The sequence below is a fragment of the Exiguobacterium sp. s168 genome, from assembly GCF_018619035.1.
Classification (GTDB): Bacteria; Bacillota; Bacilli; order Exiguobacteriales; family Exiguobacteriaceae; genus Exiguobacterium_A; species Exiguobacterium_A acetylicum.
This window is the reverse complement of record NZ_JACSNE010000006.1, coordinates 40,209-64,977: the sequence shown is the minus strand read 5'-3', so window position 1 is coordinate 64,977 and position 24,769 is coordinate 40,209. Positions and strand designations below refer to the sequence as shown.

Genomic DNA, 24,769 nt, shown 5'->3' with positions numbered 1-24,769 from the left:
GTGTTTTTCTAAATGATCTGCCTTATTCGACACGTGCGCCTTCCGGAATCGGATGTTCCGGTACGACAAGAATCGGCATCCATTGTTCCGAGCGACCGATCTCAAGCACCCGACCGAACTCTTCAGGCGTACGTCCAGGTATATTGAGGACGGTAATCGCTTGTTTTCCAAGCAATTCATGGACATCGGGTCGCAGTGATTCCCAGTCGAGTGAAAATGAACGTGTAAATCCGTCGAATTGTAGTTCAAGCTGAATCAAGCCGTCTGTGCGATTTGAAATCGACTGGATCGTACCAACGCGTATATCTAAAGCATCGAATAATTCAAGAGGAACGTTAGGTTTCATGGACAATGGTGTACTTCCTTTCAAAATGAAGCATAGAGTGGGTCAGGAGTCGAGAGCGACGTAGGTCGGCTCATAAGTCGTCCATTCGATATCAGGCGTTTGATGACGTGCAAGCTTCGCTAATTGGCTACCGAGATAAGGTCCGATCGTTAGACCGGATGCACCGAGTCCATTCGCTAGGAACACGTTCGGATGATTTTGAAGCGGTCCGATCACCGGTAGGGAGTTTTTCGTATACGGGCGTAAGCCGATACGCAGTTCATCGATCGTCGTTTCTTCTAAACTTGGTAAGACAGGTAAGGCGCGATTCAATAAAGCATGCATCCCCTTGACGGTCGGTTTCAAGTCATAGTCGGTCTGCTTTTCGTGTGTCGAACCGACGATCAGTTTCTTTTCGTGGATTGAGACCAGATATAATCCGCGTTGTCCCATGATAACCGGCCACGTCGTTGATGTAGAATCCGTCAAGTCGAGTTGTAGGATTTGTCCCTTCTCCGGATGCAAATCAATTTTAAGCGCAAGCGGGCGGAGAAGATCATTCAACCAGACACCTGCCGTTAAAATGAATTGTTCTGCCGTATACTCCTCACACCCCACTTTGATTCCCGTGACGCTCCCGTCCTCTACGATCAGAGAAGCGTCTCCTTCGATCACGGTGGCTCCATGTTCGACAGCACCACGGATCATAGCGGCACATAAGGCACGTCCATCAACACGGGCACCGCCAGAGACGAACAACGCATCTTCAATTTGTTCGACGAGCGGAAAGAGCGTTTTGACACGATCTTGATCGAGTCGCTCGATGCGCTCGATGGCAGGAGCTTCCGGAAAACGATTATGTGCAATCGTCTCCATCTTATCGATTTTTGACGTTTCGTGTAAGGCGATTGTTCCAACTTGCTGATAACCCGTACTCGTCTCACCGAATGCTTCGAGTTCAGGAATCAATGTCTTGTAAAAATGAGCCCCGTTATTCGCTAATTTGTACCATGCCTTATTTCGCCGTTGTGTCATCCATGGACAGATGATACCGGCTGCCGCATGAGAAGCGCGACCTGGTTCCTTTCGGTCGACGAGTAAGACACGTTCACCAGCCTTTGATAAATGATAGGCTGTCGAGGCACCGAGAATTCCGGCGCCGATGATGATATGGGTGTACATGAAAGATTCAACTCGATTCTGTTCAATTGGAATATCTTTTATTGTAGCAGTAGAAGATCCAGACGACTAGCAAGAGCGGGTTTCCAATCTGTAGCACATTGAATGATGGGAAATGATGGGGAAAGTGAACCATTTGGTGAATGATGACGTATACTAAATATATAGTTTCTAAAAACTGTGAATTAGACGATTAGAAACAGCTGAATTCGGAAACATACCCTTATAGGCATCATGTCCTGTCATCATCGACTTTGAAACGGTCCATCATGAAGGAGGGGAAGGCAATGAATATGAGTCAAGCCATCGTACGCAGACGCTACACGGATCATACTTTATTTTATTCCGCCATCCTAATCTGGAAATTGCTATTCTTCCTGCCACTGCTCATGTTCGTCAACAGCGGCACGGACCATGTGTTTCAAATGTACTTTGTACCGTACCTCACGGTCATCTTCCTATTTCGTGTGATGACCTACTTTGCGACCTATAAAGCATCTTTCATGGAGATGACGGAAATGGGTCTCTCGTTATCCTTGCTGATTGCAGATGTATATTTGATTGCGTTGTTCGATATTCCACTTCCGTTCGCTTTAATTATCCTTGCACTCGCCTTACTTCACTTCAGTGCGGCATTCAGTCGTTTTCGTTGGTTCCGTCGTCGTCTTTGGTTGAATCGGCATCTTGAAATCCTCAATTATTTGACGGATCACGGTGAAGTACCCATTAAAATTGCCGTCATGGCAGAAGATGAAATGCTTGTGACGACGAAGAGTGGAAAAGAGTTTACGTATCGTCAGGTCTATTGGAGCGGCTTTTATATTGAACATGGTTGATTGCTATATAAAACGGATTTCTCTTCGGAGGAGTCCTTTTTTGTTGCATGCGAAAAAATATAGTACGCTTACATAATCAAAGGGGGAGAAAAAGTTGATTCGTTGTATACTGATCGATGCGAATGACACGATCATTTTGACCGCTGATGTAAGTCGGACACAGGAGTCAGGTATCAAACGTTATTTCGTTGATTTCGATCAACCGACAGACGCAGAGAAGCAAAAATTGATGGAGGTTTTTGATTTCCATCCACTTGCGGTTGAAGATTGTTTCCATTACTTACAACGCCCGAAGCTTGAATATTATACAGAACATAGCTTTTTTGTCCTTCATGCGCTCGATGAAGGAACGTTGACGAGTCGCGAAATTAATTTGTTCGCAAGTGATCGGCATCTCGTCAGCTATCATGAGCAATCTTCGCGAGAAATTGATATCGTGTTCGAACAGTGTAGCCAACGCCTCGACAAACAAGAGACGGTCGACCTCGTCCACAAAATCATGGACAAAATCGTCGATGGTTATTTTCCGATCGTTCATGCGACGGAAGATGAGTTGTTTGCGCTTGAGGAACGTTACCGGACGCGTGGAAACGATCGTCGGTTGATGGAAGAAATTTTCGAACTACGGGCGCGGTTACTTCGAATCTCGCGGACGGTCATGCCGATGCGGGACTTATTGTACCGTGTCGTCGAATCAAAGCGCTTATCGATTCATCCGAAGAAACAGGCATTTTTTCGAGATTTGTACGATCACTTACTGAAGTTATCGGAAATGATTGAATACAATCGATTGATGACATCTGAATTTCGGGACAATTTCATTTCCCTCAACTCGTACCGGATGAATAGTATCATGAAGACATTGACAATCTTCACGACGATTTTCATGCCGTTGACGTTCATTGCCGGTATATACGGCATGAACTTCGAACATATGCCAGAACTGACCACTCGGTACGGTTATTTCGTGACATTAGGGGCAATGGCGCTCCTTGCTTTAGGAATGATTCTGTTCTTCAAAAAAAATCGCTGGTTTGATGAATAAGGGGAGATAGAAGTGGATATTCGACAGTTACTTTTTTTTACGACGATCGTCGAGCAAGGCTATAACTTAACGCGTGCTTCGAAGCACTTGTCGATTTCGCAACCAGCGCTTAGTCAGATGATTCGCGACTTCGAACAGCTAGAGCAAGTGGAACTATTCATTCGAAAGCACGGACGGTTGACAGGATTATCGGAAACGGGACGTCAATTATATGAAGATGCGAAGATCGTTCTGACACGTCATCAAGCATTGATGGGTCATCTGCGCGAACGCTCGAACGTCGTCCGAGGGAAAGTCCGTCTCGGCATCCCACCCGTTATCCTCCCTGTCTTATTTTCACAGTTGATTCCGAAGTTCATGGCGGAACACCCTGGGATTGAACTCGAAATCATCGAGGAGGGGGCGTTTGAACTCAAACGTCGACTGTTACTTGAAGAACTCGATTTGGCCATCTTGATCGAACCAGGTGAATCCTATGGCATCGAACGTTTTCGATTGATTGAAGACGAGGTCGTCGTCGCCGTGCGTCCGAATCATCCATTTCAATCAAAAGAAGCCCTATCGTATCGTGATATCGGAAATGAACCACTCGTCATCTTAAATGATCGATTCATGTTGCACCATCAGATACTATCGGAGTTTCGTAAGGTGCAACAAGAACCGAATATCTTCTTCATGTCAGGGGCATGGGACTTGTTGATCGGGATGGTCCAAGAACTTGACGTCATTTCAATCCTACCGGAGCCAATCCTACGGTTTCATCATGCGGATGACATTAAAATCATCCCGTTCGACCCACCGATGTTATGGGATGTCTCGTTGAATCGACTCGTTGGGACGGAATTACGTCCTGTCGTCCGGCACGTTCATCAATACGTCGTCCACTATTTTCAGTCGTATTGGCCGACGCCTGCGCGGTGAAGAAAAAAGACCGGAACGCATCGCGCTCCGGTCTTTTGTGCTGAACGATCGTATCTCATGAAGTGACGTGTTGCGTCAGACTGCGAATCTGCTTAGCTGCTTGTTTATAAGGGGTCAGCGTCTCTTGTGCCTGTAACGTCGCGCGTTCACTCTCAAGTTGCTCGAGTGTTTGACGTAACAGGTGCTCTGAAACGGCTGTCAAAGAAACATCTAGATGTGCCGCCGCGACTGCCAGCAAGCGTTTTTCTTGAGTGGCAGTATACGCGAGTGCTTCTTGTTTGGTTAATGTCGCAAGCTCCTCTTTCAGCTGCTCCTTCTCATTTTTCTCGAAGAAGGCTTTCGCATTCCGGAAGTGACGTTTGACGCCGACATAAGGCGTTGCATCTTCGAATGGACCATCGAACGTCATTTCGTTTAATCGAGAGACCGTGACAGGTGCGAGTTGAAAGGATTCGTTCCATTGCTCTAGCAACTGTTGCTCCTCTTGTTGACGCCGGATCAAGGCCGCTTCGAGCCATTGGTCGACACGGAAATGCGTGACCCGGAGCTCTTGTTCAAAATCAAAACGGAGGAACGTCAACAGTTCCGTTAGCGCATCCTGTAATGCCGCTCCTTTGCCAGTTTGAGCAAAACGAACAGGATTATAGGCTTCCTTGAAGAAGTCAGGGAAACGGTAATAAATACGTTGTACGACATGGTGCAACAGTTCATGGATCTCTGCTTTGAGCGCAGGTTCGATCAAAGCGGCGCGATTATCTTCGAACCGATCTGTGACCTGCTGTTCTAGAGCAGATAGCTCAGCCAACCGCTCTTCTTTTCGCAACAGATTCGCTTCAGTCGCAACGATGAATCGTTCGAGTCGCTGAACGGTCTTTTCTGTCTGCTCAGACAAGGATACTTTGGCAAGACCGGTCAAGTCCTCTGCTAGGAAGTGATGGAATGCCTCTTCGAACACAGGTAAACCGGAAGTTGAATCTGCTAGCTCTTGTTGCTTTTCAGCGAGTCCTTGTAAGCTCGAGACGCCATACAGTCGGGGTGATCGAATCCCGAACCGTTGCAATTCCGTCGCGACATAGTTCAAGACATCTTGACGTTCGCTATCTGAAGCAGCGAGATCAATTGCGTTGACGAGGAAGAACATCTTATCGAGTTCGAATGCGTCTTTGACACGACCGAGTTGAATCAAGAATTCACGGTCAGCGCGGGCAAAGGCATGATTGAAGTACGTGACGAACAAGATCGCATCTGCGTTCTTGATGTAATCAAAAGCGACATCGGTATGACGGGCATTGATTGAATCTGCTCCCGGCGTATCAACTAGCGTCACGCCGAGTCGCGTCAACGGGCTATCATAATAGAAATCGATGACATCGACGAAACAGCTTCGTTCTTCCTGCGCGACATACTGTTTAAAAGCTTCTTGATCGACCGTCTGGACGGTACCGATGAAGGATTTAACGGCAGGGAATCCTTTCAAGAAAGCACGCAAGAACGGATCCGTCAGTGACGCGGTACGTGGTAAGAGCGTATCGTATGCCTGTTTCGTTGACTCGAACGTCATCGTCCCGACCATCGCTTCATTTAAGTCTTCAAGCATCGCTGCTTCAGACTTGAACGTGACTTCTGCCACGCCGTGCGGGTGTATAGTGTCAACGGGATGAATCCGGTTGATCGACGCGGTTGTCGGGTTTGGAGAGACCGGTAGTACCTTATCTCCGAGCAAGGCATTGCAAAACGACGATTTTCCAGCACTGAAGGCACCGAATAAGGCAATCGTAAACGATTGGTGTGTCAGTCGATCCAATTTGTCATTCAAATAAGCGACGGCATCTTCAAAGCCTTTCAGACCATTCAGATGCTGACGGATTTGAGCGACGTCTTCTGGTGCATAACGGACGGCTTGTTGCTCACTGACGGTCGTCGCAAGTTCAAACGCAGTTGTCTCTGTCATCGACTCAAACCCGGTAAAGGAGACGATCGCCGCTTCTTGCTGAATCAATTGCTCCTCCCAGACCGAAACTTGCGTCCGAGCTCGTTCGAGTTGTTGATCAGATGGATCGGCAACACCATGCTCATAACGCTCAAGTGCTACGATAGCCTGTTGCCATACTTGGACGCTGTTCCATTTGTGCTGTAGTGACGACTGTCGTTGCAATAGCTCAGCTTGCTCTTTCGGGAAAGTCACCGTTAACTCTTGGCGCACATGCTCCCGCCACGCGTTCGTTTCCTTGACGAACCACGCTTGTGTCTGCTCAGCGACACGATTCGTGAACTGGAGCACCGATTCACCGGTAATCGTAATACCCGTCGGCAAGGCACTTTCGAGAACGGAAAGCGGCGGGTCGAGTGAGAGCTGATCAATTGCGACGATGTGTGTATCCTGCAGGAGATCAAGGTCGCGCAACGATTGTTTCATCAAGTTACGTAAATGAAGCGAAATTTCAGAAGCGGTCACCGTCTGATAGGCACGTAGCACGTCTTGCGCGATCTCTGCTTGAGCCGCTTCCGTCTTTTTCGTGCTACGGAATAGTCCAACCTTGAAGTCACGTTGGCGTGACTCAAGAAAACGGCGCATCTTCTCACGTAACTCAAACGGCATCAAGGTCGCATTTTTCAAGAGTTGATCCCGATGCAACGAAAACGTCTGTACCCAACGGTCCGGTTGGCGTGCTTCTAATTGCTGCGAGATGTGGACTAGTTCGGCTTCGATCGTCGCCGGATCGCGTCGTTCAGCGTCACTCAATTGTTCAGTCATCGTCTCGTGGGCTTCTGAAACGAGACGTGTGAGATACCGTGTATGCTCTTGGTGAAGACTTTCAAGTGTCAAAGCGGCAGACGTCAACAACTTCGGTTGAGCGTCGCGAATGCTTTGCTTAACGAGCTGTTCGACTTCCGTAAAATCGTTATGCAAATGATCTGGATTCCTTAGACTCGTAAAGAAGATTCCTTTTGGCACGACACCATGTTCGGCGAAGGATGCATGGACCGAGCGGCGGAATGCGTCGAATGATAATTCATCGTCACGATGTTTATCAATTTGATTGACGATTAAATATAACTCAGGTACGGCAGCTTGTAATTCATCCGTTACCATGAAGTTCAATTCGGATTGGACATGGTTGTAGTCCATGACGTAAAACAAGATGTCTGCTAAGTGAAGTGCGGATTCCGTTGATACACGGTGGGCATCATCGACCGAGTCAACGCCAGGTGTATCCATTAGGACAAGACCAGGTGGCAGCTTGGACGCGGCATGCGTCAAGTCGATTTGTCGGACATCGCCACTCTTCCCAAGCGTTTGAAGATGCTCCTCTTGCTCTTTCGCTGTCAGGCGAACAGACGGTTGTTCGTGAAAGTGAACGATCGCTGAATCCGTGTCACCTTGCTGAAGCGTCACGATGTTCGCACTCGTTGGAATCGGGCTCGTTGGTAAGACCGATTCTCCTGTCAAGGCGTTAATCATGCTCGACTTCCCAGCCGAGAAATGACCAGCAAATGCAATCGTGAACTCTCGTTTTAATAGTTTCATGGCGAATTTTTCTAGTTTATCTAAACGAAGTTGATCCGTTGAAGGTTGAATCAATGTGACGAGTGAGGCCGTCGCCTCGAGTTGGTTCGATAATCGTTCTTCAAATGAGCGCATGCGATGAAACCCCTTTCTTTCAGTCACCGTTCAGTGTATCACGATTTTTTCAGTTTCGTCATCCTTCTAAAAGCGACAAAAAACGATCCGCCCGGGAAGAGGCGGATCGTGTGATCGTGATCAAGATGACGGAACGATTTCGTCTGCGCTTGTCGATTCTTGCTCCGTCGAATGAATCCGACGCAACAAGTGTAATTTAAAGAGGTACATCACAAGCAAGTGAACGTTCGCCTGCGTTGCTTTATAGAGTACCCAAGGCAACGCGGGCACGAATTCATGGATGGCGATGATACATTCCTGTGTACCAGGAATTTGCCGGAATTCAATCCGACCACGGCTATCTTGCTCGACTTTCGCGAACAGTCCACCAGTAATCCGGTACGTCGCCATTTGTCGGTCGTGGACTGGTTCCTTCGTCAATTCAAGTAGTGGTTGTTCGTAAAATGGAATGTGGATTCCGACGACTTGATCCTGCACAGTTGACGATAGGAAGGGACGGGCAAACGAAGACAACCAATTCATATAATCATCGGCTGCCCAATCGGCGTCACGATCCTTCGGTAGAAGGACACGTTGGACTGAACGAACGTCTAGGACGTCTGGTGTCGAAGACGACGAGGAGGAAGAGCCTTTTTGTTCTTCTTCCTCTTTTAACGCATCCCGAACCGATTGTTCGAAAGTGATTTTACCGTCACTGATGCCTGGAACCATTTTTTCTGGATCTGCGACCATCTCATGCACCATGCTTTCAACAAGTGGATAGACGGTTTCTTTTGGTTCCCCGGACACGAGCGTCACCCAGAGGCGGGATAATTTAACGGTCAGTAAAGGAATATCGATCGTCGGTTGTCGTTTTCCCATGATATCTGCTGTTTTAAGAATCATCTCTTTGTAAGTCATCGCTTCCGGACCACCGATATCGATTGCCCGGTCTTTCACGTCGTCACGATCAACACTTTCGCCAAGTGCATGAATGACGTCGGGCAAGGCGACTGGGTGCGTTTTGTTGCGCGTCCAGCGGGGGAGTGCCATGACGGGAAGGCGTTTGACGAGCTTCGATAAGATCGGGAACGATGAGCCTTTTGGACCGACGATCAACGCGGCACGGATCGTCGTCACTGGAGTCCCGTATGCACCGAGGACACGTTCGACTTCCAGTCGGCTCTTTAAGTGACGTGATAGGTCTTCTGTTTCCTCAGGGATGATACCACTTAAGTAGATAATCTGGCGGATACCATTTTCTTTTGCGGCACGGGCGAAGTTATCAGCTAACAGCAAATCCATGTTCTCAAACGATCCTTGTGTCAATTTGGCAGAAGGCATCATCGAATGGACGAGATAGACAGCGATGTCCGCTCCTTTCATACCTTCGATCGTATCGTTTAAAGAAAAGAGATCGCACGATCGCCATTCGACGCGTTCCTCATTGTCCTTATCATCACCGTTTCGTGAAAGGGCGATGACGTCATATTTTTTCTTTAATTCATTCAGTAGGTTGTGACCAATGTATCCGGTGGCTCCGGCTAAAGCTAAACGCGTTGGCATGGATGTAAACTCCTCTCTTATATCTGTTGTAATGTACCCCCAATCGAGTCGGTTCAATCGCAAGAGATTATGCTAAGACGATTCAGGTGAACGGAATAGGGAATAGATGAATATAGAGAACCAACAGGAAGAACGAAAATAAAGGGGGCTTCAACCATGCAGACGATACAATTCATGCAAGAGGGACATGAACGACGATTCGATCTGTTGTGGAGACGCTTAAAGCCGAAACACCGGGAAGATGCAGCGATGGTCTCGATGCTGTACCTTGCGACAGGACAGCCACAAGTGCTCGAACGATTTTCGGATTACTTTTTCCCGGATAGTGGCGAGTTCTTTGACCGTGAATTTCTAGCTGAACCCTATCCGAATCCAGCGTTAGAAGCAATCATTCACTTGATCGTTCAACTGTATAATGGACGAACGACGATCACGATCATCGAGCTGATTGAACGATTGGATCAGCAACAGATGTCGCTCGTACTCGAAGCGATAAAATTGCGGGCTTACGGATGTCAAATGTTACAAAAAGTCGCAAAATCGTAATGACCCTACTATGAATCCGATTGATGAAGGAACTTCTCTTCGTCGATCGGATTTTTTGTGAGGGAAGAAAAGTTGTAAGTTCAAGAATCGGTAAGAAGATGTTCGTGAATTAGAGTTCATTAAAATAAATCGCCATGAAAATAAAAGCTAAGTTTATTCACGAAGAACTAATTGAGATGGGCAGCGACTGGAAATAAGATGAAAGTATCAGTAAAAGGTGGTCTAACTATGGAAGGAGTGACATCATGCAACTCAAAGAATCGATCTACTTTCACTCACCAATCTTCATTCAAAACTTGTTGACGACGTTACAAGGACGCCGTCTGTTCCACGAACGATACGGTGCAACTTACCAGCAACGCTTACAAGAACTGAAACAGAAGTTAGGACGACCGATTGACGTTCGAGCAGAACAGTTGCATCGATTAAACGACTTCCTTTCTTTTTGCCAAACGCATAGTCCATACTATCAGGAATTGTTTTCTTCTATCAGATTAGAGCTCCCTTTACAATCGATTGACGAGCTAAAGCAGATTCCCCCTTTAACGAAAGAAATCTTACGGCAACAAAATGAAGATGTCCATGCGCACGTCCATGCCCCGATTCTCGGAAAAACGGGCGGGACGACTGGTAAATCGATTCAAGTGCATTATACAAAGGAAGATATGCAAATCCGGATGGCACACCTCGATTTCTTCAAGTGGACCCATGGAGTCGATCAAGGAATGCGCCGTGCAAGTTTTACCGGTCAAACGCTCGCTTCGCCGCAACAAAAGGCACCGGTCTACTGGCGGACGAACAAAGTCATCAATCAGATGCTGTTCTCGATCAAAAATATCAATCCGAAAACCGCTGCTGCATACATTGAACAACTGAATCGGTTTCAGCCGGAATCGATTGATGGTTTGCCTTCAGGAATGATTGAAGTCGCACGATATGCTAAAAAATATGGGATGACCTGTACGTTCCGACCGAAAGCGATTTTCCCGACGGCAGAGATGATGACAGCAGAAGAACGAGCACTCGTCGAAGACGTCTTCCATGCACCGATCTATGACCAGTATGCGTCTTCAGAAGGGGCACCGATCGTCGCCGAATGTCCGTATGGGAAAAAACATATACATTATGAGATGGGAATCATTGAACGCGATGAGGATGGAGAAATTCTCGTGACGAGTTTTGATACACACGGGACACCACTCGTCCGTTACCGCGTCGGCGATCGGATGACGCTCAGTCAGGAAACGTGTCCGTGCGGTCATCAAGGTCCAATCATCGCTTCGATTGATGGTCGAGGGAGAAGCTTCATTCAACTCAGAAACGGACATCGTGTTTTCGAAGGGGAGCTCGCGGGAATCGTTCGAGCGTTCCCGAACTGTATCGAACGCGTGCAATACATTCAAGAGACGCGGGACGAGATTGTATTATTGTATGTTCCGGATGAACGATGTTTTGAGAAAGAACATGAGAAAAAACTCTTTTTCGTTCTTGACCGACTGTTTGACGGACAATTGAATGTCGTCATGCGCGCGGTACCCGAAATACCGAAAGAAATCAGTGGCAAAACGTTACTGATTAAACAACAGTATGCATGACGTACAACGTAAAAGGCGAGACCACCGATGATTTCGCCTTTTCGTATGTCCTGAAATTATCAGTCGCGCGGACGCACTGGAATCCAGATGGCAGATTGATAATCGGCGGCAGACGGGTCGCCTGCCGAATACACTTCGAGTTCAGCGTGAGGCAGGGGATCATATCCATGCGATGGGAGCCACTCTTGATAGATACGCTGCCACATCTCTTGAATCGCATGCGGCATCGGACCAACGACCGGAAACGTCGCCCAAAGACTCGCCGGAATCGTCATCGTTTCTTGACCAGGTAGAATTTCCGTTGTTGTCGTCGCAATCCAATAATCCATTGATGCTTCGGTAAAATTGGAACAGACACCAATCACTCCTTCAATTTGACCATCATTTTGTTTGAACAAAATCGCGTCTTGACCAGAACGATTCACATCATTCCAAAACAACGGGATGAACTGTTTTTGAATACCATCTTGCGTTGAAAAATGTTTCCGCCAGCCGGAAATCTGTAAAGCCGGTCGTTCGATGAGTTGATAATTCATTTGCTCCAGTCCTTTCAAGGTCACCTGAATACTCAGGCGGTTATAGGCGTGAATCGGACGTCGCTCGTTTCGCATCAACGTCGGGGAACAACCATGCTGACGTTTGAACGCTTTCGTGAAAGCTTCCGGCGTCTCATAACCAAAACGTAAGGCGAGATCGATGATTTTTTCGTCCGTCTGTGTCAGTTGTTGGGCAGCGAGCGTCAGACGTCGCCCTCGGATGTATTCCGGTAAGGTCATCATCGCAAGTAACGAAAACGTCCGTTGTAAAGGATACGTTTGCATCTTCGCCACCCTTGTCAAAACGTTGAGATCGAGCGAGTCTTCTAAATGATCTTCGATATAGTCAATGACGCGTTGAATCGATTCGAGCCACATCTTGTCACCTCCTTGTCTTCCGTATAGTAGAGCGATGATCGTCGGACCTGTCCAAGGCGATAGTAATTTGTCAGGATGCGTTTCCCCTTATTTTTGTCATATTCCTGTCAGGTACATAGGCTATCGTAGAGACATCGAAACCGTTACTTCCCTTGCGAAAGGACGTGATGACATGGGTATCAAAGAGCAAATCTACAATCGCTCTCCTCTATTTCTCCAGCATCTCTTCACAACCCTCTATGGGTATCAATTGCATCGCGAACGTTATGGTCTGGTCTATCAAGAACGGTTCCGGATGCTCCTCGAACGAGAACATCTGACGATCGACGTCAAAGCAGAACAACTTGATCGTTTAAATGACTTCCTTCGCTTCTGTACGGAACATAGCCTCTATTACCATCAGCTCTTCACTTCACATGGCATTCGCCTACCGTTCAAAGACTTATCAGAACTAAAAAACATCCCTGTATTATCAAAAGAAACATTACGAACGAAGATGGCGGAAATTCAAACGGACATTCCTGCACCGATTGTTGGAAAAACCGGTGGAACGACGGGCACGTCACTTCAAGTGCGATATACCGTACCGGATATGCAAATTCGCATGGCGCATCTCGACTACTTTAAAGCGACGCATGGAGTGCGACGCGGGATGCGGCGTGCTAGTTTTACAGCGCAAGATTTAGTACCTGAGCGGCAACAGACAGATGTATATTGGCGGATGAACCGAGCTGCGAATCAACTCTTATTTACGGTGAAACGATTGTCTCCACGAACGATGGCAGCGTATCTCGAAGCCATTGAGCGTTTTCAACCAGAAACGATCGATGGGCTTCCGTCAGCGATGATTGAGCTCGCCCGGTTTGCGAAGCGAGAAGGGATCCGATTGACGTGTCGACCGATTGCGATTTTTCCGACGGCTGAACGAATCGATGCGGAGGAGCGCCAGGTCATCGAAGACGTGTTTCACGGACTAGTTTTTGATCAATATGCATCGTCTGAAGGGGCACCAATCGTCTCAGAGTGTCGATTTGGTCAAAAACATCTGCACCATGAGATGGGGATCATCGAACTCGATACAGATGGAGAGATTATCGTGACGAGTTTTGATACGCATGGGACGCCACTCATTCGCTACCGTGTCGGCGATCGGATGACGCTGAGTCAACGCACCTGTTCGTGCGGTCATCCAGGACCAATCATTGATTCAATTGACGGAAGAGGACGCGCCTTCATCCAAAAACCGGATGGGCAGAAGATTTTTGAGGCGCAACTGTCAAGTCTCGTCAAACACTTACCAAACAGTATCGAACGCATTCAATATGTTCAAATGACGACAGATAGCGTATCGATCTACTACGTTCCGGACGCGGAGCGGTTCAGTCAATCGGACGAACGACTTCTGATGGAACGGCTGTATCTCTTATTCGGTCGTGAGATCCATCTGGATGTGCAAGCTGTTTCATATATTGATGCTGAGGAAAGCGGAAAAATATTGCTCGTCAAATCAAGCTTAACAGGATGAAAGAAAGAGGCAGACTTAAAAAAAGAATGACGCGTCTTTTCACGCCTTTTCCTCAGGCGAGACACAAGCCATTTTTCCTGCTTCATTCAAGCAGTAAAGCGGGTCTTGTTTGTCTCTGACAGCGCAAAATTGCGCTTTTCCCTGTAGGAGTTGCGTGAAATCCGTCATTCTTTTTGTTATGAGATAAGGGTAGCAGATCATCATTCTGGCATCCTTATCTTTGCGGAAACTGACTTTTGAGTCAGCCCCTTTCTAATGTCTTCTCACTATACCTCGTGTAAAAGTACAAAACATCTCCGCTGATCGTATTTCTAAAGATGCACCACGTTAAAGGTGTTAAAGTGCCTCATTGATTTAGAGTGTTTTCGATATCCCTTACCTTTTGTAAAAGCCATTTTTTATTTTCTTTATCTTTTACAATGATAAAATCTTCTGTTCCTTTAACAGAATAGATGGTGGATCCGACTGAAAAGAGATTCGATTGACTGTTCGCTTGGGGCATTTCATATACTTTTGTTTTCTTTAGTATCGTGCTAATTTTTTCTCCTTGTTGCTTAGATGCATCCAATTCTGCTTCTGTTCCACTATATTCTTTGTTGTTCACAATGACGATCATGGCATAGCTACCATGTTCCTCTGCACTAGACTGACTGCATCCGAATAAACATCCAATGAACATCCAATGAACATAATGACGAATATCCCTTTCATCGGAACCTCCTTATATGACTATTTGTTAAATGGTAACGTAAATTCATGATAGGTAAAGGTCGCTTCCTTTACCGAGTATAAGGTAAAATCAGGAAAAGGAGGGGGGAGATGAAACCTCAGATTTTACTGATGGGCATGTTCCATCTTGACCGACCAGCAAATGGTGATCTGATTCGTCCGGTAATTTTTGATGTCGCGTCAGAAAGACGGCAACAAGAAATCCAAGAAGTCGTTGCTCGATTGAACGTATTTCGACCGACAGGCGTAGCTCTTGAGACATCACCTGAACGCATGAGTGACTTGCAACATACATATGAAAACTATCAATCTGAGAGCGACTTAACCGATAATGAACGGCAACAAATCGGCTTTCGCTTAGCCCAGATGGTAGGTTTAGCAGATCTCCATGGGGTCGATTGGAACGAAACCGTACCCGGCGTACCGGATTTAGGAATCGTCCGTTCACATCATCCGGAAGCCTTTGAGACGATCTTCGCGGCTGAGATGAAGCGGATTGAACAGTTAGAGCACGCGATGGAGCAGTTATCCTTCTCCGAATGGCTCGATCAATTGCACACTGAAGAGACGATTGCGGCGTCGGCTAGGATCTATGATCAAATCGAACGACTAGAGAGCGGGCGGATTTGGATCGAAGGCTACTGGCATGTTCGCAATCAAAAAATTGCCAATCATCTACTGCAACTCGCTCAGGCGAACGAGCGAATCGTCTGTTTGTATGGAGCTGCGCACCTCCCGTTATTACGACAATACTTGAATGATTCGAAGCAAGTCGACGTGATGACGTGGAACGATTGGAATAATTAAAAGGAGTGTATGTAAATGCTATTTCACTACCATATTTGGACACCACATTTGGAAGAAACAGAAGCCTGGTACACGGCACGCGGGTTTCACGTTTCCCAGCGCATCGGGAAGAAGGACGGAGAATTTTCGTCGTTTAATCCACCCCAGACGTGGGATGATTTTCGAACAGATCACATTTTATTTCGAATCATCGAAATGAAACGGGGAGCGGTCAACGTGACGATTGGATTCGGGAAAACGGTTCGCTTCGATCATATCGGATTTTTGATTCAATCAGATGACGTGCAAACGATTCTCGATCGTGCAGAAACGTTATCGTTCACGATCCAAGCGAACGAGCGGCGGACGTTCTTACAGACACCATACGGGGTACGGATTGAACTGCAAATTCATGAAGATGCGATTGCAGACGCTGACGGAACGATTCTTGAGCGTCTGATTCTAGCAACGCCACGCGAAGGATTAGAGGAAGATTTAGCGAAGCTGTTCGATCGACCGATGTCACAAATTCAAACCGTCCGCGGGGAGAAGACCGTCTTACAAGAAGCAGTCTTTTCCGACGCGTCGCTCGTAGGTAAGGATCCGAACGGCGTTCAGCTCGTCTTATCGTAATCGATGAACACTTTGATCGGGAAATCTGGTGTTTCCATCAAGGCTGCGAAGCAACTGGCGAGTTCCGAAAACGAAGTCTCTTGTTCGAACAAAGCGGGTAAAGTCACGTGACGATCGTTTGCAAAGAGCCAGTCTGCATGCTTGCGGTAGTCCCAGCCGTCACTCGATGCAATGATCCGAAGTTCTTTTGCGTGAAACGCGGGCGTCAACGTCAACGCTTCCCGGTTACCGTCCGATAAGACACAAATCGTACCATGAGGACGGATGGCAGACTGAAGCTCGGCAAAGGCCGCTTGGCGTCCGGAACATTCGATGGCGGCGTCATACATACTTGAGTCCGGTGTGACAATACGTGCACCTAATTGACGGGCTAACTCCGCTCGGGACGTAAGCGGCTCGATGATATCAATCTGACGAACATTAAAGTAATGCCGTAAGTAATGTACCGTCAGCAAACCGATCGTTCCCATTCCGGAAACTAAGACGCTAGAATCGGGCGTCAATGCCAGCTTTCGGACACCTTTTGCCGCGTCGCAAGACAGGATCAGAAGTAAAGCTTCACGCGGTGAAATGTGAGCAGGAACCGGGATGACCTTCGATTCAGGAACGATCGCTTGATCTTGATGTCCATAGAAGCTGACGATCCGATCACCCGGCTTGACGATTTGGACCGCGTCACCAACAGCAAGCACTTCGCCGTAACTTTCATATCCGGTCTCGAGAGGATAATCATAAACGGTTTCGGTCATATCCTGTTCTAGCCATTGGGGAAGTTCGGCACCGATACTGATGGCACCGGCTAGAGTGCGGACATGGACGTCATGGATGCCGAGCGGCGGCAGTTCCCGATTGAGATAACCGGGCGTTTTCGACTCAACAAGACAGCAAATCGTTGTAGTGTTCAACATGTAAACCTCATTTCATTGTTGGATTGATGATATATGGATCAAGCATATATCACTTTACTTGTAAAATATAACAATTCGAAACCAGAAATGATGTAGAATAAGAAAGAAAAGGGGAGAATCAAATGGAACCATTATTGATTTTGGCATTGCTCGTGTTCGCATTCTTGACGTATAGGTATAGTAAAATCCTCGTCCGAAAGGATATCTCTGCCGCAAACAAACGACTCGCGATCGTCTTTTATTTGATTGCGGTCAGTGGACTTGGCGCTGTCGTCTATTTTAACGTATAAGGAGGATCATTCATGCACTCAACGACAAAACGACGAATCGGTGCGTATATCATCAACCAAGCTGTTTATCTTGGACTTTCCGTCGTCATCGAAAAAAAGGTATTACGGCGTGTGAAGTCAGAAGTCGTGCACGCTGTCATCACACAACCGACGATCAGTTTTCTAGGAGAAGTCGCGCAATTAAAACTGTTGAACGGAAAATCGATTGGTGGTCAGATCTGTGGCATTCAGGTTGAAAGCGAGAACGGATTACCGTTGACGACAAAACAAGTCATTCGTCGAACAGTTTACCGCGATACGGTCTCGTTATTTAAGATCCGACCGTACTGGAAACCGTTTCTTGAGAACGGACAACGGTTACCGGAAGATGACTTCGCGAGAACGATTGTCCGCTTAAACCAGGAGAAGCTAAAAAATGAAGCTTGATTTTCATGTCCACATCGTCCGAGCCTCTCAACCAACAGGAGCCATCCTGCTCTATCATGGTTGGGGTGGGACAGCTGTTTCTTATCTAGCGTTTGCTGAGCAACTCGCTGACGAAGGATACGATGTCTTCATTCCGGAACTCGTTCGACATGATCAACGTGAACCGTTTGATGACCCTTACGATAAAGAAGTAATGACGACCTATTTTTGGTCCGTCGTCGAACAATCGATTAAGGAAGCGACCGATCTCATCGAACAATCAGGCTGGCATGCTTCAGACGTGATGGCGGTTGGTGTCTCGATGGGTGGGTTCATTGCCCACGGGATCATGGCGCGTCTGCCGATTAAAGCACTTGTTGCGATCAATGGGGGCGGTGCCTATCTTGAAGCAGAACGCTTATTCCGCGCGCGCGACGGGCGACCTGTTATCAAAGAGACGGATGTACCATGGAAGCTTGATCCTATCAGTGTGATGGATGAGCGTCCACGATTGCTCCTGCACGGGGATGCCGATGACATCATTCCATTATCGATCCAACAGTTCTATCACGCGTCAGCTGTTCGAGCGGGGATGGCGCAAACGATTGTATTAGACGTTTTCCCGGGTGTCAATCATACCGTGACCGATGCAATGATCAAGCAACTAATCGCCTGGCTGAAGCACGTCAAACTTCAAGGGGCGACAGATGGACTACATACGTTTTCTTCGCAGTAAGGTTGGTCAAGAAAAAGTGATGTTGAACTTTGCCGGTGGCATCGTCTTCGACGAGGAGGGGCGCATTCTTCTTCAAAAACGACGGGAGCAACAAGCATGGGGCTTTCCGGGCGGCGCACTGGAACTGGGAGAGTCAATCGTAGAAGCAGCACAGCGTGAGATTTTCGAAGAAACCGGTTTTCATGTAACGATTAAACGGTTAAGTGGTGTCTATTCGAAGTACGAAGAGATGTATCCAAACGGGGATGTCGCCCAACCGATCGTCCATTTTTTCGTTTGCCGAATCAATGGGGGACAATTGACGATTGACTCCGATGAATCAATCGATGTTGCTTTTTTTGAAAGAGATCAAATGCCACAACTCAATAGCGATCTGCATCAAAAAGCCTGGAACGATTTTTTGACGGAACCGGATCCAGTTTTTCGATAATGCAAAACATCCTTCTGATTTTAGCGTCAGAGGGATGTTTTTGCATGTGACATGTTCATCGTTCAAAACCACCTTCGGAATGAATGACTTGTCCGGTCACCCAGCCACCATCTGGACTCACGAGAAATTGAATCAAGCGTGTGATGTCTTCTGGCGCACCGATTCGTCCGAACGGAAAACTAGGTTTAAGCGCTGTTCGTGTTGCTTCATCCATCCAAGTCGAGTCAGTCGGACCTGGATTGACGGCGTTGACGGTAATGCCAAGCGGTGCTACGGCTGCTGCATAAGTTTTCGTAAACGTCGATAAGGCACCTTTTGTCGTAGCGTAAGCAATCTCGTCTGGCATCGGACCGAGGTCCTGTCCCGATGTCAGTTGAATGATACGACCGGACGTTAGATTCGATTCAGTGAATCGTTTCGTAAAACGTGTCGCAAGCAACAGCGGCGCCCGGAGATTGACGGCATAGTGTTGGTCGAGGTTTGCTGCATCGAGCGTTTGCCAATCCGTCATCGTCGAGTGGGCAGCATTGTTGATCAGGATGCTTGGTGTTCCAAAGTCTTCAATGCGTGCGAATAAATCGTCAGTAGCATCTGCTTGACCTAAATCTAGCTCGATCGCAAGGACGCGGGCACCTTGATTTTCGAGTTCGGTCGTAAAACTAGCCGCCCAATCCGCTGTTGCTTTAAAATAAGTAAAGACCAAGTCATGTCCGGACGAGGCAAGCTGGCGGCAAATGGCAGCTCCGATGTCGCGTGTCTGACTGGCACCGGTCACGATGGCAATCGGTCGTTTCGTCATATGTACGCTCCTTTACATAGATACATTCAAATAAATGAACGGTTCCAAATGTTTACAAAACCAGTATAACGTAAGAAAGACAATGAACAAAAGCGTTATCATGATTTAACATACTGATTAAATGCATGTTTTGACCTAAAGTGTGGTAAAGAAAAAGTGTACGAAATTATTCGTTAAACAGATAGGGAAGGATGAATCAATCATGAAAGCAATCGTCTTATTTGACGGGGAATGTAATCTCTGTGACGCGAGTGTCCAGTTCATCTTAAAGCGAGATCAAGGGTACCATGACTTTGCTTCATTGCAAGGGGAGACGGGGCAAGAACTCGTAAGGCGCCATCATCTCCCGGAAACGATCGACAGTGTCGTTGTGATTGACCGAGGTGTACCGTATATTAAATCCGATGCTGCGTTACGGATTGCCGGTCATTTAAGAGGTGGGTGGCATCTGTTAAGTATACTTCGGATTGTTCCACGTCGACTTCGGGATCGTGTCTATGACTTCGTTGCAAATAATCGCCATCGTTGGTTCGGGCAAAAACAGCAGTGTGCACTGCCGTCTCCGGAGACACGTGCTCGATTTCACGACTAAATATGAAAAGCCGCGACGAATCGGTCGCGGCTTTCTCTCTGTTCATTGATTCATCACATGTAACCAGTGACAACTCGGCAGCGGATCGCCGAGAAAACTTAAACCTAAATCATGGGCTTGGTGAATCGTCTCGAAACAATCGTCCCCTTCATCTAAGTACACTTCATGATGCGGTGATTGGAGATGTGTTCCTGCGATACGCCAAAGATTTGAACGATGTGTCACCTTGATCTCGTAGTCGATGTTAGGTGAGACGACGAGCGGATTACCGACAGAATGGTGGAGTGTATACCGAGTTGGTGATTGATTTGATAAATAGACCCGCTGTGTCGAGGCAACATCTTCTCGATATAACTGATGGCGAGCATCAAAAGAGCGGGTAGGATTTGCTTGTTTTGATAGTTGATGAGTAGTTTCACCACTACATGTCAGGACTTCTGTAAAGGTGCGATACTCTTTAGAAAAAGGCGAATATTGTCGCGCATCGCCTTCAAAATATCGATGCGGAGAAAACGGATTCGGATTCACGAGAATCGGAGGAGCAATGAACGTCAGTACACGTAATCGGTATGAAGAAACCTTCATATGTGAAGCGGATAGTGGGTACAAAGAAAAATAGAGCACGAACTGTTCAAATTCTCGTTCCCGGTCTTGTTCTTGTTTTATCTGATTCGTAACGCGGGCGAACTTCTCGATTGTCCGTGCGAACGGCATCGATTTTCTAGAAATGGGACGTAACACCCGGATTTCGAAACGTGTAAACCGTTCAGGGTCAATCGTTCCTTGCCACTCGGGTATCATAGTTTGACCTAACCGATGTCCATCTTGAAATACCGTATAATGCGATACTTCTGGAATTTCACCCCATAACAGTCGTACAGCATGATCTTGTTGGATCAGGACAGTCATTTTTCGGTTCCAGAACAAATCATCCGTACTTGAAACAAGCGCGGTGACGATGCGTGTCTTCGAATCTGAATCGATCAGTTCGAATGACAAAGGCTCAAATAAAGGAAGTGTCTCCGTTTGATAGCTATTCGAGTTTTGAATGAAACAGGGTCTACCATTTAATAAGAGACGGACGTTACTTGTCCCTTCCCAGGTGAGACAAACGGTTTCTCCACTTTGTTTGATTTGAATGTGATTGATGTCAATCATGAGACTGATCGCTCCTTACACGAATTCTGAAAGAAAACCCCTTCCACTTCAGGATCAGAAGGGAAGGGGGGACGTCATAATAATCCTTTAGCGACTTCTAGTTTTTCTTGATCGTGTTTTAATTGTTTTTTCAAGTCATGCGCGTGATACATATCGTGATCGATCATGTATCCGGCGATCGCAGCGTGAGTCTGAATGGCTTTGTTCAGTTGTTCGGTCAAGACTTTCCGCACATCAGGAGAAGCCGTTTCCGTAATCGCGACAGCATAAGCACGGACAAGTGATTTACTGCTGATCAAGAAGTCTGTCGCAATCAACTCGTCTCGTTTTTTACTGGGACGATTAATGGATTGAAGAGCTTCATTCATGAGAACCGCCTCCTTCATGATCTGCCAATAGCCTTTGTAAATCGTTTAATGCTTGTTCGCTATCTTTGATGTCTTGAGCAATCAATTTTTCAAGCGTCTCATCTTTAACAAAAGAACGAACAGCAACAGCTTTAACGAGACAAGCTTGTTTCATTGTCATGATTTCATGGATTTCGAGTGTTTCATGGATTGCAAGTGGTGATTTAGCCATCGGTCTCACTCCTTATCATGTAACATCCGTTTGACAGTATCTTTAACGTTTTGCATTCCTGTTTTTTCTGCTAGGTCGTGATGCAGTTTGTGTGCTGGTACCTTCATGTTCGGAATGTTTCCTTGCGGTGCAGGATTTTCTAGATGAACGAATTCACCAGTTCCATCTTGTGCTTCCCCTTGAGCCCAGCGACCTTCTTTTGAAGCTGTTCCTTCCGATAGGTCCCAGAACTCATAAGCATGCGGTTGCGCTTCCATTTCGTCTTCTGGTGCAAAAGTAGCCGGCACGACGATTCCGTTTTTCGTCTCAAGTTCTTCGATCGCAGCCATCCATTGATACTGGTGATATCGGTCGCGAGCGAGCATTTTACGGAAGGTAGCACGAACGCCTTCATCTGTCGTCATATGATAGAGGCGGGCGACCTGAAGGCGACCTTGTGATTCAGCATGTAAGTTCGAGCGCATGTCTGCCAATAAGTTACCACTGGCGACGATATAGGATCCGTTCCATGGAATGCCGTTTGCGTTCGATGGCAATCCACCGAGACCGCTGACAAGTAGGTGCTGAGGATTCATTCCCCCGAGAATTGCTGCTGTCGCCGGATCTTTGGCAGCTTCTGCCTGATCATCCGGTGACGCCCCGTCGAGCAATTGAGAAATAAGGGAACACAGCATCTCAACGTGTCCGATTTCTTCCGTCCCGATATCCATCAGCATATCCTTATACTTTTCTTCGCCTCGGCAATTGAAGCCTTGGAAGAGATATTGCATCATGACCGTCATTTCACCGAATTGTCCACCGAGTACCTCTTGCACGGCCCGAGCAAGTTTTGGATCGGGTCGATCTACCTTGACTTCGAATTGTAATTCCTTTTGATGACGAAACATGAAAAGACCCCCTTTTAAAAGTTACACATGTTATATACCTTAATCAGTTTCTTTCAAACCTGTTTTCACCTTATTTTCGTTATGCTGAAGTGATCGGTTAATTAAAGTGTTGTTTTTAGGTTCATTGACCCACTCGGTGATGTTATTGAAAATGAAGGATGTCTCATTCAAGATGGACTGTCGCCACTGTTTATTTTTAGGAATGTAAAGTGCATCGAACCGCTCCATGATTCGTCGAGGAGCGACCGCTTGATCGAAGAAGAGACGATTTTCATCAATCGTTGCTTTCAATGTTCGGAGTAGGGCGAAAGGATGTTTTCCAAGCGTCCCACACTCTATGGTTAAACCTAAAAAACCGATATCGCGCTTTTTTGTTTCTTGATACAGATAGTTTAACCATTCCCCTTCAATCGCATAAAACTGTTGATCTCGTGGTTGATTGACAATCGGGTAATGTGTGTATGCTTCTACTTCCTTTGCGTGTCTTGGATCATCCGATGACATGACGAGTTGGACTTGCCCCGCTGGTCCATAACCAGTATGACAGTCGAGCATTACGACGTGTCGGTAAGTAGATAGGGTATCGACGAGACGGCTTAATACGTCAGAGAAGTAAGCATCTTGCGTACGTCCGCCATAATAGAATCCGGTCGGATGTTTGAATTGTCCTAGTGTCGCAGCCTTTAAAAACGCATGTGGACCTAGACGAATCAAGTCGTATAAGACATGTAACGTAAACGGCACATAATCTAGACGACGCCCTGATCCTGACCGTTTTATGAACAAAGACTGTAAGTCATCAAAACCTGGATTACGTAAATCTGCCTTTGAAAAATCGTGAATCGCATTTCGATTTAAATTGAGGTTATGATGTGTTTCTTTACGATGATGTTTCATCCCGTACGCATTAATACCATGGATCAGCAAAACATCGACTTCTCCCGTATTTAGCTGTTTCATATGGTCTGATAAAAATTGAAGTTGCATGGCACTCCCAGCGTATCCTTCAATTCCGTGTAGCCCACTCGTTAGGATCAATAATGTTGAATTGTTACCGGATTGCCCATGCCACCAATCGGAACAAAGCGATCCTTGTTGTTTGAGTGATTCATGAATAAGTTTCGGATAATACCGAGAGAGCATTTCCTTCGAAGTCTCATTGAAACGTTGGCGTGCTGTTTCATACGTACCAGAAAAATAATGCAACATCGTTATTCCCCCTTCATCAAACTTAAACTTGAAGAGCAATCAAGAGATAATGTCGAACTGAGAATTTCTAAAGCATGATCTTTTGCAACGGCGGTTTCTGCTGCCGTACAGTCTTCAGGAACATGAATAGCATATTCACGCATGTAAGCGTCGTTTGCAGTAAATAAGATACACATATCTGTCGTTAGACCGGTGATGATAAGACGTGAGACTTCCAAATGCTTCAATAAAATATCAAGTTGGGTCCCGAAAAAGCCTGAATGTTTTGGCTTGATGATGAAGTAATCGTTCTCTTCTGGGTGCATTGTTTCGATGAGTACATCGCCAAGACCACCGCGGCACTCATCAATGATTTGGTTAACATTCTCTTGCCACAGACCAAAATTATCATTGACATAAATCACTGGGATGTTTTGACGTTTACAATGTTGTTTTAATTTTGAGAGTGGTTCGAGGACAGGGAGCGTCTGTTGCAATAACTGCTCAGCTCCTTCGAAATCCATCTTATTGATGACATCGATGATCAACAATGCTGTATTTTCTTGAACAGTCAT

The 24,769-nt window shown here is 46.6% G+C and carries 27 protein-coding genes; 13 read left to right on the top strand and 14 right to left on the bottom strand.

Annotation, left to right across the window (positions count from 1 at the left end; all coding sequences use genetic code 11):
• Nucleotides 1-22: 22 nt before the first annotated feature.
• Both KNQ15_RS05745 and KNQ15_RS05740 read right to left on the bottom strand, forming a co-directional pair.
• Nucleotides 23-346 carry a hypothetical protein gene (locus KNQ15_RS05745; protein WP_214728271.1) on the bottom strand — a complete coding sequence of 108 codons (324 nt, stop codon included), beginning with the start codon at nt 344-346 and terminating at the stop codon, nt 23-25.
• Nucleotides 347-388: 42 nt separating this feature from the next.
• Entirely contained in the window at nt 389-1,507 is a 1,119-nt protein-coding gene (locus KNQ15_RS05740) for an NAD(P)/FAD-dependent oxidoreductase (protein ID WP_214728269.1), read from the bottom strand.
• 284 nt (nt 1,508-1,791) lie between these two features.
• On the opposite strand from KNQ15_RS05740, the gene KNQ15_RS05735 reads away from it, so the two are divergent.
• The 3 genes from KNQ15_RS05735 (at nt 1,792) to KNQ15_RS05725 (ending at nt 4,306) form a co-directional block, all read left to right on the top strand.
• On the top strand, nt 1,792-2,340 hold the full coding sequence (locus KNQ15_RS05735; RefSeq protein ID WP_023468520.1) for a hypothetical protein: 549 nt from the start codon (nt 1,792-1,794) through the stop codon (nt 2,338-2,340).
• A 94-nt stretch (nt 2,341-2,434) separates the two neighbouring features.
• The gene (gene corA / locus KNQ15_RS05730) at nt 2,435-3,385 is read left to right on the top strand and encodes a magnesium/cobalt transporter CorA (RefSeq protein ID WP_214728267.1); all 951 of its coding nucleotides are present in this window, start codon (nt 2,435-2,437) and stop codon (nt 3,383-3,385) included.
• A gap of 12 nt (nt 3,386-3,397) precedes the next feature.
• Nucleotides 3,398-4,306 carry a LysR family transcriptional regulator gene (locus KNQ15_RS05725; protein ID WP_214728265.1) on the top strand — a complete coding sequence of 303 codons (909 nt, stop codon included), beginning with the start codon at nt 3,398-3,400 and terminating at the stop codon, nt 4,304-4,306.
• Between the two features lie 55 nt (nt 4,307-4,361).
• On the opposite strand, the gene KNQ15_RS05720 is transcribed toward KNQ15_RS05725, so the two are convergent.
• Nucleotides 4,362-7,949 carry a dynamin family protein gene (locus tag KNQ15_RS05720; RefSeq protein ID WP_214728263.1) on the bottom strand — a complete coding sequence of 1,196 codons (3,588 nt, stop codon included), beginning with the start codon at nt 7,947-7,949 and terminating at the stop codon, nt 4,362-4,364.
• Nucleotides 7,950-8,069: 120 nt separating this feature from the next.
• Entirely contained in the window at nt 8,070-9,494 is a 1,425-nt protein-coding gene (locus KNQ15_RS05715; protein ID WP_214728261.1) for an NAD(P)H-binding protein, read from the bottom strand.
• A 156-nt stretch (nt 9,495-9,650) separates the two neighbouring features.
• Here KNQ15_RS05715 and KNQ15_RS05710 point away from each other — a divergent pair, with 156 nt between their 5' ends.
• Both KNQ15_RS05710 and KNQ15_RS05705 read left to right on the top strand, forming a co-directional pair.
• Nucleotides 9,651-10,040, top strand: coding sequence for a hypothetical protein (locus KNQ15_RS05710; RefSeq protein WP_029341901.1), 390 nt, complete (start codon nt 9,651-9,653; stop codon nt 10,038-10,040).
• Nucleotides 10,041-10,285: 245 nt separating this feature from the next.
• Nucleotides 10,286-11,635, top strand: coding sequence for a phenylacetate--CoA ligase family protein (locus tag KNQ15_RS05705; protein WP_214728259.1), 1,350 nt, complete (start codon nt 10,286-10,288; stop codon nt 11,633-11,635).
• Between the two features lie 59 nt (nt 11,636-11,694).
• On the opposite strand, the gene KNQ15_RS05700 is transcribed toward KNQ15_RS05705, so the two are convergent.
• Entirely contained in the window at nt 11,695-12,549 is an 855-nt protein-coding gene (locus KNQ15_RS05700) for an AraC family transcriptional regulator (protein ID WP_214728257.1), read from the bottom strand.
• A 172-nt stretch (nt 12,550-12,721) separates the two neighbouring features.
• Between KNQ15_RS05700 and KNQ15_RS05695 the strand changes: the two genes are divergently transcribed.
• On the top strand, nt 12,722-14,074 hold the full coding sequence (locus tag KNQ15_RS05695) for a phenylacetate--CoA ligase family protein (RefSeq protein WP_214728255.1): 1,353 nt from the start codon (nt 12,722-12,724) through the stop codon (nt 14,072-14,074).
• Nucleotides 14,075-14,420: 346 nt separating this feature from the next.
• Here KNQ15_RS05695 and KNQ15_RS05690 read toward each other — a convergent pair whose 3' ends face one another.
• Nucleotides 14,421-14,690: a hypothetical protein gene (locus KNQ15_RS05690; protein ID WP_214728253.1), complete on the bottom strand. Its 270-nt coding sequence runs from the start codon at nt 14,688-14,690 to the stop codon at nt 14,421-14,423.
• 203 nt (nt 14,691-14,893) lie between these two features.
• Between KNQ15_RS05690 and KNQ15_RS05685 the strand changes: the two genes are divergently transcribed.
• Together KNQ15_RS05685 and KNQ15_RS05680 are read left to right on the top strand one after the other, a co-directional pair.
• A complete protein-coding gene (locus KNQ15_RS05685; protein ID WP_214728251.1) occupies nt 14,894-15,610 on the top strand; it encodes a DUF5694 domain-containing protein in 717 nt (238 codons plus the stop codon).
• 15 nt (nt 15,611-15,625) lie between these two features.
• Entirely contained in the window at nt 15,626-16,222 is a 597-nt protein-coding gene (locus tag KNQ15_RS05680) for a VOC family protein (protein ID WP_214728249.1), read from the top strand.
• Here KNQ15_RS05680 and KNQ15_RS05675 read toward each other — a convergent pair.
• Nucleotides 16,204-17,130: a zinc-dependent alcohol dehydrogenase gene (locus tag KNQ15_RS05675; protein WP_214728247.1), complete on the bottom strand. Its 927-nt coding sequence runs from the start codon at nt 17,128-17,130 to the stop codon at nt 16,204-16,206. The genes KNQ15_RS05680 and KNQ15_RS05675 overlap by 19 nt on opposite strands.
• Nucleotides 17,131-17,252: 122 nt before the next feature.
• On the opposite strand from KNQ15_RS05675, the gene KNQ15_RS05670 reads away from it, so the two are divergent.
• Genes KNQ15_RS05670 through KNQ15_RS05655 form a run of 4 tightly spaced genes read left to right on the top strand, consistent with a single transcriptional unit; the run spans nt 17,253 to nt 18,991 of the window.
• Nucleotides 17,253-17,420, top strand: a complete 168-nt coding sequence (locus tag KNQ15_RS05670; protein ID WP_023468507.1) for a hypothetical protein — start codon at nt 17,253-17,255, stop codon at nt 17,418-17,420.
• A 12-nt stretch (nt 17,421-17,432) separates the two neighbouring features.
• Nucleotides 17,433-17,846 carry an RDD family protein gene (locus KNQ15_RS05665; protein WP_214728245.1) on the top strand — a complete coding sequence of 138 codons (414 nt, stop codon included), beginning with the start codon at nt 17,433-17,435 and terminating at the stop codon, nt 17,844-17,846.
• The gene (locus KNQ15_RS05660) at nt 17,836-18,561 is read left to right on the top strand and encodes a dienelactone hydrolase family protein (RefSeq protein WP_214728243.1); all 726 of its coding nucleotides are present in this window, start codon (nt 17,836-17,838) and stop codon (nt 18,559-18,561) included. The genes KNQ15_RS05665 and KNQ15_RS05660 overlap by 11 nt, the downstream gene beginning before the upstream one ends.
• Complete coding sequence (locus tag KNQ15_RS05655; RefSeq protein WP_214728241.1) at nt 18,533-18,991, top strand: NUDIX hydrolase; 459 nt, start codon at nt 18,533-18,535, stop codon at nt 18,989-18,991. The genes KNQ15_RS05660 and KNQ15_RS05655 overlap by 29 nt, the downstream gene beginning before the upstream one ends.
• A gap of 55 nt (nt 18,992-19,046) precedes the next feature.
• Here KNQ15_RS05655 and KNQ15_RS05650 read toward each other — a convergent pair whose 3' ends face one another.
• Entirely contained in the window at nt 19,047-19,790 is a 744-nt protein-coding gene (locus KNQ15_RS05650) for an SDR family oxidoreductase (RefSeq protein ID WP_214728239.1), read from the bottom strand.
• Nucleotides 19,791-19,992: 202 nt separating this feature from the next.
• On the opposite strand from KNQ15_RS05650, the gene KNQ15_RS05645 reads away from it, so the two are divergent.
• Nucleotides 19,993-20,382 (top strand): thiol-disulfide oxidoreductase DCC family protein, encoded by a 390-nt coding sequence (locus tag KNQ15_RS05645; RefSeq protein ID WP_029341890.1) that lies wholly within the window; start codon nt 19,993-19,995, stop codon nt 20,380-20,382.
• Between the two features lie 42 nt (nt 20,383-20,424).
• On the opposite strand, the gene KNQ15_RS05640 is transcribed toward KNQ15_RS05645, so the two are convergent.
• The 6 genes from KNQ15_RS05640 to KNQ15_RS05615 all read right to left on the bottom strand — a co-directional run bounded on the left by KNQ15_RS05640 (nt 20,425) and on the right by KNQ15_RS05615 (nt 24,769).
• Complete coding sequence (locus KNQ15_RS05640; protein ID WP_214728237.1) at nt 20,425-21,540, bottom strand: DUF3238 domain-containing protein; 1,116 nt, start codon at nt 21,538-21,540, stop codon at nt 20,425-20,427.
• Nucleotides 21,541-21,614: 74 nt separating this feature from the next.
• Complete coding sequence (locus KNQ15_RS05635; protein WP_029341888.1) at nt 21,615-21,908, bottom strand: spore coat protein; 294 nt, start codon at nt 21,906-21,908, stop codon at nt 21,615-21,617.
• Nucleotides 21,901-22,119 carry a hypothetical protein gene (locus KNQ15_RS05630; RefSeq protein ID WP_029341887.1) on the bottom strand — a complete coding sequence of 73 codons (219 nt, stop codon included), beginning with the start codon at nt 22,117-22,119 and terminating at the stop codon, nt 21,901-21,903. The genes KNQ15_RS05635 and KNQ15_RS05630 overlap by 8 nt, the downstream gene beginning before the upstream one ends.
• A 5-nt stretch (nt 22,120-22,124) precedes the next feature.
• A complete protein-coding gene (locus tag KNQ15_RS05625) occupies nt 22,125-23,006 on the bottom strand; it encodes a manganese catalase (RefSeq protein WP_029341886.1) in 882 nt (293 codons plus the stop codon).
• A 39-nt stretch (nt 23,007-23,045) separates the two neighbouring features.
• Nucleotides 23,046-24,215, bottom strand: a complete 1,170-nt coding sequence (locus tag KNQ15_RS05620; protein ID WP_214728235.1) for a M14 family metallopeptidase — start codon at nt 24,213-24,215, stop codon at nt 23,046-23,048.
• 2 nt (nt 24,216-24,217) lie between these two features.
• Nucleotides 24,218-24,769, bottom strand: a complete 552-nt coding sequence (locus KNQ15_RS05615; RefSeq protein ID WP_029341884.1) for a cysteine hydrolase family protein — start codon at nt 24,767-24,769, stop codon at nt 24,218-24,220.

Coding starts and splice junctions, on each gene's coding strand:
- KNQ15_RS05645 (WP_029341890.1), top strand. CDS start 19,993: ATGAAAGCAATCGTCTTATTTGACGGGGAATGTAATCTCTGTGACGCG.
- KNQ15_RS05620 (WP_214728235.1), bottom strand. CDS start 24,215: ATGTTGCATTATTTTTCTGGTACGTATGAAACAGCACGCCAACGTTTC.
- KNQ15_RS05745 (WP_214728271.1), bottom strand. CDS start 346: ATGAAACCTAACGTTCCTCTTGAATTATTCGATGCTTTAGATATACGC.
- KNQ15_RS05690 (WP_214728253.1), bottom strand. CDS start 14,690: ATGATCGTCATTGTGAACAACAAAGAATATAGTGGAACAGAAGCAGAA.
- KNQ15_RS05630 (WP_029341887.1), bottom strand. CDS start 22,119: ATGGCTAAATCACCACTTGCAATCCATGAAACACTCGAAATCCATGAA.
- KNQ15_RS05700 (WP_214728257.1), bottom strand. CDS start 12,549: ATGTGGCTCGAATCGATTCAACGCGTCATTGACTATATCGAAGATCAT.
- KNQ15_RS05640 (WP_214728237.1), bottom strand. CDS start 21,540: ATGATTGACATCAATCACATTCAAATCAAACAAAGTGGAGAAACCGTT.
- KNQ15_RS05680 (WP_214728249.1), top strand. CDS start 15,626: ATGCTATTTCACTACCATATTTGGACACCACATTTGGAAGAAACAGAA.
- KNQ15_RS05685 (WP_214728251.1), top strand. CDS start 14,894: ATGAAACCTCAGATTTTACTGATGGGCATGTTCCATCTTGACCGACCA.
- KNQ15_RS05740 (WP_214728269.1), bottom strand. CDS start 1,507: ATGTACACCCATATCATCATCGGCGCCGGAATTCTCGGTGCCTCGACA.
- KNQ15_RS05715 (WP_214728261.1), bottom strand. CDS start 9,494: ATGCCAACGCGTTTAGCTTTAGCCGGAGCCACCGGATACATTGGTCAC.
- KNQ15_RS05735 (WP_023468520.1), top strand. CDS start 1,792: ATGAATATGAGTCAAGCCATCGTACGCAGACGCTACACGGATCATACT.
- KNQ15_RS05670 (WP_023468507.1), top strand. CDS start 17,253: ATGGAACCATTATTGATTTTGGCATTGCTCGTGTTCGCATTCTTGACG.
- KNQ15_RS05625 (WP_029341886.1), bottom strand. CDS start 23,006: ATGTTTCGTCATCAAAAGGAATTACAATTCGAAGTCAAGGTAGATCGA.
- KNQ15_RS05720 (WP_214728263.1), bottom strand. CDS start 7,949: ATGCGCTCATTTGAAGAACGATTATCGAACCAACTCGAGGCGACGGCC.
- KNQ15_RS05615 (WP_029341884.1), bottom strand. CDS start 24,769: ATGACTGTTCAAGAAAATACAGCATTGTTGATCATCGATGTCATCAAT.
- KNQ15_RS05635 (WP_029341888.1), bottom strand. CDS start 21,908: ATGAATGAAGCTCTTCAATCCATTAATCGTCCCAGTAAAAAACGAGAC.
- KNQ15_RS05675 (WP_214728247.1), bottom strand. CDS start 17,130: ATGTTGAACACTACAACGATTTGCTGTCTTGTTGAGTCGAAAACGCCC.
- KNQ15_RS05695 (WP_214728255.1), top strand. CDS start 12,722: ATGGGTATCAAAGAGCAAATCTACAATCGCTCTCCTCTATTTCTCCAG.
- KNQ15_RS05650 (WP_214728239.1), bottom strand. CDS start 19,790: ATGACGAAACGACCGATTGCCATCGTGACCGGTGCCAGTCAGACACGC.
- KNQ15_RS05710 (WP_029341901.1), top strand. CDS start 9,651: ATGCAGACGATACAATTCATGCAAGAGGGACATGAACGACGATTCGAT.
- KNQ15_RS05665 (WP_214728245.1), top strand. CDS start 17,433: ATGCACTCAACGACAAAACGACGAATCGGTGCGTATATCATCAACCAA.
- KNQ15_RS05660 (WP_214728243.1), top strand. CDS start 17,836: ATGAAGCTTGATTTTCATGTCCACATCGTCCGAGCCTCTCAACCAACA.
- KNQ15_RS05705 (WP_214728259.1), top strand. CDS start 10,286: ATGCAACTCAAAGAATCGATCTACTTTCACTCACCAATCTTCATTCAA.
- KNQ15_RS05655 (WP_214728241.1), top strand. CDS start 18,533: ATGGACTACATACGTTTTCTTCGCAGTAAGGTTGGTCAAGAAAAAGTG.